Source organism: Pseudomonas mandelii, from assembly GCF_002251635.1.
Taxonomy (GTDB): domain Bacteria; phylum Pseudomonadota; class Gammaproteobacteria; order Pseudomonadales; family Pseudomonadaceae; genus Aquipseudomonas; species Aquipseudomonas mandelii_B.
In genome coordinates, this window is sequence record NZ_NMOJ01000227.1 from 1 (window position 1) to 7,286 (window position 7,286).

Consider the following 7,286-nt stretch of genomic DNA (forward strand, 5'->3'; position numbering starts at 1 on the left):
TCGAGCAGGCGCGCCTGAGCGAAGGCGGGCAGATGTTCGCCAATCGCTTGCAGAAGAACCTCAAGCTGCTGGGCAAGTGGGCCAAGCGTGAAGGGGTGGATTGCTACCGTGTGTACGACGCCGACATGCCGGAATACTCCATGGCCATCGACCTGTACCACGATTGGGTTCACGTCCAGGAATACGCTGCGCCGAAGTCCATCGACCCGGAAAAAGCCTCCGCACGCATGTTCGATGCGCTGGCGGCCATTCCGCAGGCCTTGAACATCGACAAGAGCCGCGTGGTGGTCAAGCGCCGCGAGCGTCAGAGCGGCACCAAGCAGTACGAACGCCAAGCNGCCCAGGGCAAGTTCACCGAGGTCAGCGAAGGCGGCGTGAAGCTGCTGGTCAACCTCACCGACTACCTGGACACCGGTCTGTTCCTCGACCACCGCCCAATGCGCATGCGCATCCAGAAGGAAGCGGCCGGCAAGCGTTTCCTCAACCTGTATTGCTACACCGCCACCGCCAGTGTGCACGCAGCTAAGGGCGGTGCGCGCAGCACCACCAGCGTGGACTTGTCCAAAACCTACCTGGACTGGGCGCGTCGCAACTTCTCGCTCAACGGTTTTTCCGACAAGAACCGTCTGGAGCAGGGTGACGTGATGGCGTGGCTGGAAGCCAGCCGCGATGAGTTCGACCTGATCTTCATCGACCCGCCGACCTTCTCCAACTCCAAACGCATGGAAGGCATCTTCGACGTGCAGCGCGACCACGTGCAGTTGCTCGACCTGGCCATGGCCCGCCTGGCACCGGGTGGCGTCCTGTACTTCTCGAACAACTTCCGCAAGTTCGTGCTTGAGGACAACCTCGCCGCGCGTTATGCCGTTGAAGAAATCACTGCCCAGACCATCGATCCGGATTTCGCCCGTAATGGCAAGATCCACCGTGCCTGGAAAATCACAGCCCGTTGACAGATAAGTGATTGGATCCACAGAGCCTTGATTTTTAAAGGCTCTTTGGTTCTTTCTGTGCTGGTCAAATTAGTGGCTAATAGCTATAACTCAACTCATGGCCAATGGGCTTTCCCGCACCTGGCGTTTTGAGTTGCGTTTATGTCGTTGCACGCCGTGCGTCCCAAGATCCTGGGTTTTATCAGTGAAGATGTCTCGGCCTGGCTGGTCGCGCTGCTGGTATTGCTCGTCGGTGGGATTCTCACTGGATTGCTGACCTGGTCGACGCTGAATCTGTATCACCATCAATTACGGCAACGTTTCCAGCTGCTCGCCAGCGAACGTTATAGCCGCATCGAAGAACGTTTCGAAGATCAGGAGCAGCGCCTCGACGGCCTGCGCCGGTTCTTCGCCAATTCCGAGTCGGTCTCCCGCGAGGAGTTCGACGGCTACACCCAACCGTTGCTGCACCGCACGCAGGCGTATTCATTCGCGGCGCGGGTCACCCGTGCCGAGCGGGCGGAATTCGAGCGCAAGGTGCGCGAAGAAGAAGGTTTGAGCGACTTCACCCTGCGTGAGCTCAATGCCGAGGGCCAGCTGCAATTGGCCGCCGAACGGGATGAATACGTGGCGGTGCTCTACAGCCAGACCCGAAGCCGACTCGGCTCGCCGCTGGGGTACGACTTGTTTGCCCAGCCCTTGCGCCGCGCCACCCTTGATCGGGCCGACAAGCTGGGCAGCATGGCCGTCTCGCAGCCGATGCATCTGGTGGGTATCGAGCCGGCATATGCGCGTGGCGTGCTGCTGGTAGCGCCGGTGAAGCGTCAGAGTGATGCGGCGACGCCGAGCGCCAAACCCTACGGTTATGTCATGGCCGTGATCAGCATGCGTCAGTTGCTGGCGGACGGGTTGCCGGAGGCCAGTTATGACTATCTTTCGGTGCGCATCCTTGACCTGTCCACCGACGATCAGCATGAAGTGCTTTACGAGTCCTATAACTCGCCTGCGCCCAGTGAATTGTCCGCGACACGCCTGTTGCGTATGGCCGACCACGACTATCAAGTCGATATCCTGCCCAGCGAAGCCTTTCTGAAAGCCAACCATTCCTCGGTGACCAGCCTGGTGGTGCTCGGTGGTTTGCTCAGTGTGCTGCTCAGTGCGTTGCTCTACGTGTTGGTCAGCCAACGCCAGCGCGCACTGAAAATGGTCGAGCAGCGCACCCAGGAACTGCACGCCCGCGAGCAGGAATTGCGCGGCACTCACGGCCAGTTGCGCGGCGTGCTGAATGCCGCGACCCAAGTGGCGATCATCGCCACGGACCTGCGTGGCGTGATCAGCACCTTCAACGCTGGGGCCGAGCAGATGCTGGGATACTCCAGCGCTGAAGTGGTGGGACGCATGACCCTGGAAAACCTGCACCTTCCCCGAGAGCTGGTCGCACGCTCGGCAGAATTGAGTGTGCGGTATGGCAAGCCGATTCCGACCTGTCAGGCGATGTTGGTCGAAGGCGCAGAGGAGGGCGGTCACGAAGCGCGGGAGTGGACGCTGGTCCGTCAGGATGGCAGCCATTTGACCGTGAACATGCTCGCGACCCCGGTCCTTGACGAGCAGGGCCTGTGGGTTGGGCATCTGGCAGTCTGCATCGACATCACCGAACGCAAGCGTGTCCACGAAGCCCTGGCCGCCCGCGACTTGTTGCTGAAAAAACTCAGCGCCCATGTGCCCGGTGGCATTTATCAATTCAAGATGGAATTCGACGGTCGCTTCAGCGTGATCTACGCCAGCGACGGGATTCGCGAGATCTACGAACTCGAGCCGGATGTGCTGCTGCTCAACGCGGAGGCGATTTTCACGCGGATTCATCCCCAGGACACGACCCGCGTTCGCGCCTCGATCCGCGCCTCGGCGGAGACCCTCAGTCCGTGGCGCGAGGAATACCGGGTGCAACTGCCTCAGCGCGGCCTGCGCTGGGTGCGCGGCGAGGCGACGCCGGAGGAACTGCCGGGCGGCGGCGTGCTCTGGCATGGCTACATCTCGGACATTTCCGACCTGAAGCGGGTGGAAGAAGAGTTGCGGGCGCTGTCGATTACCGACTCTCTGACCGGAATTCACAACCGTCGCTACTTTCAAGAACGCCTGACCACCGAAATGGCCCGGGTAGAGCGCGGTGGTGGCGAGTTATCGGTGATCATGCTCGACATCGACCACTTCAAGCGCATCAATGACCAGCATGGCCATGCCGTGGGCGACCGGGTGTTGCAGGTTGTGTGCGAACGCATCGGTCATCGTCTGCGACGTACCGACGTGTTCTGCCGCCTGGGTGGCGAGGAGTTCATGGTGCTGTGCCCGGACATCGACGCAGAGCATGCCCATGTCCTGGCCTTGCAGCTGTGGCAAGGCTTGCGCAGTTCACCGATCGAAGGCGTGGGCACCGTGACCGCGAGTTTCGGGATTGCCAGCTGGCGAGTTGGTGAAGGCGCGGATGCGCTGTTGCTGCGGGCGGATTCCGGGGTTTATGCGGCGAAGCAGGCGGGACGGGATCGGGTCGAGCCGCAGACCAGCTAAGGCCACCAACAAGCCCGCTCTCACATTTTGATCTGAGGTGATGAGGCCTGACATTCAACGTTTATGTCGACTGTCATACCGCTATCGCGAGCAAGCTCGCTCCCACAATGATCTTCAGTGTTTGGAAGATCGGGGTCAGAGCACCGAAGCCGTTTCCGGCACTTTCGGCTGGCGATACAGGTCCAGCAGCACCTGATCCAGCACCGACGATGCGCCAAACGGGGCCTTGTCGTTGAGGATCGCCACCACCACCCAGCTATTGCCGTTGTTATCGCGGCTGAACCCGGCGATGGCGCGCACCGTGTTCAGGGTGCCGGTCTTGACGTGGGCCTCGCCGCGCAGGGCGGTGGTTTTCAGGCGTTTACGCATGGTGCCGTCGGTGCCGGCAATCGGCAGCGAGCTGATGAACTCGGCGGAGTAGGGGCTGCGCCACGCGGCTTGCAGCATCGCCGCCATTTCACGGGCGCTCACGCGTTCGGCGCGAGACAGGCCGGAACCGTTTTCCATCACCAGGTGCGGTGCGGTGATGCCTTTCTTCGCCAGCCACTGACGCACTACGCGTTGTGCGGCCTTGGCATCATCGCCATCGGCATCGTTTCGGAACTGCGCGCCGAGGCTCAGGAATAACTGCTGGGCCATGGTGTTGTTACTGTATTTGTTGATGTCGCGAATGATTTCCGCCAGGTCCGGCGAGTAGGCCCGGGCCAGTACTTTGGCGTTGCTCGGCGTTGGCGCCAGACGATCCTTACCCTGGATGCTGCCGCCCAGCTCCTTCCAGATCGCCCGCACGGCACCGGCGGTGTAGGTTGCGTGGTCAAGCAGCGACAGATAAGTCTGCGAGCTGCAGCCTTCGCCCAACTGACCGCCGACCGTCACGGTCACGCTGCCATCGGCCTGGGTCACCGGGTTGTAACGCACGCCACCGGTGCATTGCTTGGAATTGACCGCTTTGACCTGGTTTTCAATATTGATGCTGGCAATCGGTGGCTCCACCGACACCAGGACCCGGCCGTTGTCGTTGCGTGCCACGAAGCGCAGGGCCTTCAGGTTGACCAGCAGGGCGTCGGGCTTGACCAGGAACGGCTTGTTCTCGTCGTTACCGTCGTCATTGAATTCGGGCAATTGCGGCTGGTTGAAGAAGCTGCGGTCCAGCACCAGGTCGCCGGTGACTTGTTGCACGCCGTTGGCGCGCAGGTCGCGCATCAGCAGCCAGAGTTTTTCCATGTTCAGCTTGGGATCGCCACCGCCCTTAAGGTAGAGGTTGCCGCGCAACACGCCACCGCTGAGGGTGCCGTCGGTGTAGAACTCGGTCTTCCACTGGTGGTTGGGGCCGAGCATTTCCAGCGCGGCGTAGGTGGTTACCAGCTTCATGGTCGAGGCCGGGTTGACCGAAACGTCAGCGTTGTAAATGGTCGGCGTGCCCGGGCCGTTCAACGGAATCATCACCAGCGACAGGGCGTTGTCCGGAAGCTTGCTGGCCTTGAGGGCTTTTTCGACGTTGGGGGACAGACCGGTGTTGATGGAGGCGGCGGAAACGGAGAAGGCCAGAGGAAGAAGGAAACCGGCCAGCAACAAGGGACGCAAAGATTTGATCATGTGAAATAGAACCCTGCATTCGAGGGGAAAAAAGGCGAGGGCATGAAGATAAATTCCCTCAGTGGTCATGAAAGTGTCGGCATTATGCCCCAAGGTGTAACGGCTTGTGCCTTGCCGTGGCCCTCTAATCCGCAATTTTTTTACCGACGGTCAACCGCCTGTCCCAGAGAGTCGGGCAATTGCCGCCTTAAACTGCTAAAGTGCCGCCCGTTATTACTTATGAGGATTGTTCCAATGGCGACTAACCGTTCCCGGCGTCTGCGCAAAAAACTGTGCGTTGATGAATTTCAAGAGCTGGGTTTCGAACTGAACCTGGACTTCAAAGAAGGTTTGGACGATGAAGCGGTTGATGCTTTCCTCGACGCGTTCCTGAAAGAAGCCATGGAAGCCAACGGTCTGGGTTATGTTGGCGGCGACGACTTCGGTCTGGTTTGCCTGCAGAAGCGTGGCTCGGTGTCCGAAGAGCAGCGCGCTGCTGTTGAAGCCTGGCTCAAGGGCCGCAGCGAACTGACCGAAGCAACCGTCAGCCCGCTGATCGACGTCTGGTACCCGGAAAAGCCGATCAATCCGGTAGCTTGATGTCATAAAAGAAGCGGCGGCCCAAGGGTCGCCGTTTTTTTATGTCCGGAAGATCAAAAGCACGCAGCCTCGTTTCAGGCTNCACGCAGCCTCGTTTCAGGCTTTACGCCAATTCAAGATCACCAGCGTCAACACCCCCGCCACAATCCCCCAGAACGCGGACCCAATGGAAAACAGCGTCAGCCCGGACGCCGTGACCATAAAGGTAATCAGCGCCGCCTCACGTTCNTTCACNTCGGTCATGGCAATGCTCAAGCCATTGATGATCGAGCCAAACAACGCCAAGGCCGCAATCGACAGCACCAGCTCCTTGGGCAAGGCTGCGAACAACGCCGCCAACGTGGCGCCAAATACCCCGGCAATCCCGTAGAACACCCCGCACCACACGGCTGCGGTATAACGCTTGTTGCGGTCTTCATGGGCATGCGGCCCGGTGCAGATGGCCGCACTGATCGCTGCCAGGTTGATCCCGTGGGAACCGAAGGGCGCCAGCACCAGCGAGGCCAGGCCTGTTGCGGTGATCAACGGCGAGGCGGGCACGGTGTAGCCGTCGGCGCGCAATACGGCGACGCCGGGCATGTTCTGCGAGGTCATCGCCACCACGAACAGCGGGATGCCGATGCTGATGGTCGCCGCCAGCGAGAAGTGCGGGGTGGTCCAGACCGGCGTTGCCACTTCCAGATGAAAACCGCTGAAGTCCAGCAGCCCCATCAGGCCCGACAGCAGCGTGCCTATNANTAACGCTGCGAGCACCGCGTAGCGCGGCGACAGGCGCTTGACCAACAGATAAGTGAAGAACATCCCCAGCACCAGGCCGGTGCGATGTTGCGCGGCGACGAAAATCTCGCTGCCGATCTTGAACAGAATCCCCGCCAGCAGTGCCGCCGCCAATGAGGCGGGAATGCGCTTGACCAGTTTTTCGAAGCTGCCGGTCAGCCCGCAGAGCGTCACCAGGACCGCGCAGGTGATGTAGGCACCAATCGCTTCGCCGTAACTCACGCCGCCCAGGCTGGTGATCAGCAGCGCCGCGCCGGGGGTCGACCAGGCAATGGTGATGGGCGTGCGATAACGCAGGGACAAGCCAATGCTGCACACCGCCATGCCGATCGAGATGGCCCAGATCCACGAGGAAATCTGCGCGGTGGTCAAGCCGGCGGCTTGTCCGGCCTGGAACATCAACACCAGAGAACTGGTGTAACCGGTCATCATCGCGATGAAGCCGGCGACGATCGCCGACGGTGACGTATCGGCCAAGGGGCGGAGCTGCGTGTGCGTGGCGTCGTTCATGACAGCGGTGTTCCTTGTTCTGATGGAGATGCCAGCTGCTACAGGGATTGCATTCAGGCTGCGGATTCTGCGATCAAAGGCGTCGTACCGGTCGTCGTTCATGACAGCGGTGTTCCTTGTTCTGATGGAGATGCCAGCTGCTACAGGGATTGCATTCAGGCTGCGGATTCTGCGATCAAGCCTAAACTCAAAAGTAACCAACCGTTGCGATACAGCAGAAGCGACAAACAGCCGTACAGTCGTGTTGCCACCATCCATTGTGTACAATCGCGGTGTTTTTTACGCGATACTTGCCAGCGACCCACTGTGCCGTATTACAGTNACGGT

The 7,286-nt window shown here is 60.3% G+C and carries 5 protein-coding genes; 3 read left to right on the top strand and 2 right to left on the bottom strand.

Going from position 1 to position 7,286, the window contains the following annotated elements; all coding sequences use genetic code 11:
- Window positions 1-953: bifunctional 23S rRNA (guanine(2069)-N(7))-methyltransferase RlmK/23S rRNA (guanine(2445)-N(2))-methyltransferase RlmL (gene rlmKL / locus B7L09_RS27205; RefSeq protein WP_094471465.1), on the top strand; the 953-nt coding region annotated here is incomplete at its 5' end.
- Window positions 954-1,094: 141 nt separating this feature from the next.
- Window positions 1,095-3,497 (top strand): sensor domain-containing diguanylate cyclase, encoded by a 2,403-nt coding sequence (locus B7L09_RS27210; RefSeq protein ID WP_094471466.1) that lies wholly within the window; start codon window positions 1,095-1,097, stop codon window positions 3,495-3,497.
- Between the two features lie 135 nt (window positions 3,498-3,632).
- Here the strand turns inward: B7L09_RS27210 and dacB are convergent, their stop codons facing one another.
- On the bottom strand, window positions 3,633-5,093 hold the full coding sequence (dacB, locus tag B7L09_RS27215; protein ID WP_094471467.1) for a D-alanyl-D-alanine carboxypeptidase/D-alanyl-D-alanine endopeptidase: 1,461 nt from the start codon (window positions 5,091-5,093) through the stop codon (window positions 3,633-3,635).
- Between the two features lie 234 nt (window positions 5,094-5,327).
- Here dacB and B7L09_RS27220 point away from each other — a divergent pair, with 234 nt between their 5' ends.
- Window positions 5,328-5,672: a YggL family protein gene (locus B7L09_RS27220; protein ID WP_094471468.1), complete on the top strand. Its 345-nt coding sequence runs from the start codon at window positions 5,328-5,330 to the stop codon at window positions 5,670-5,672.
- Between the two features lie 96 nt (window positions 5,673-5,768).
- Here the strand turns inward: B7L09_RS27220 and B7L09_RS27225 are convergent, their stop codons facing one another.
- Window positions 5,769-6,959 (bottom strand): benzoate/H(+) symporter BenE family transporter, encoded by a 1,191-nt coding sequence (locus tag B7L09_RS27225; protein ID WP_094471469.1) that lies wholly within the window; start codon window positions 6,957-6,959, stop codon window positions 5,769-5,771.
- Window positions 6,960-7,286: the final 327 nt, after the last annotated feature.

Coding starts and splice junctions, on each gene's coding strand:
- B7L09_RS27220 (WP_094471468.1), top strand. CDS start 5,328: ATGGCGACTAACCGTTCCCGGCGTCTGCGCAAAAAACTGTGCGTTGAT.
- B7L09_RS27210 (WP_094471466.1), top strand. CDS start 1,095: ATGTCGTTGCACGCCGTGCGTCCCAAGATCCTGGGTTTTATCAGTGAA.
- dacB (WP_094471467.1), bottom strand. CDS start 5,093: ATGATCAAATCTTTGCGTCCCTTGTTGCTGGCCGGTTTCCTTCTTCCT.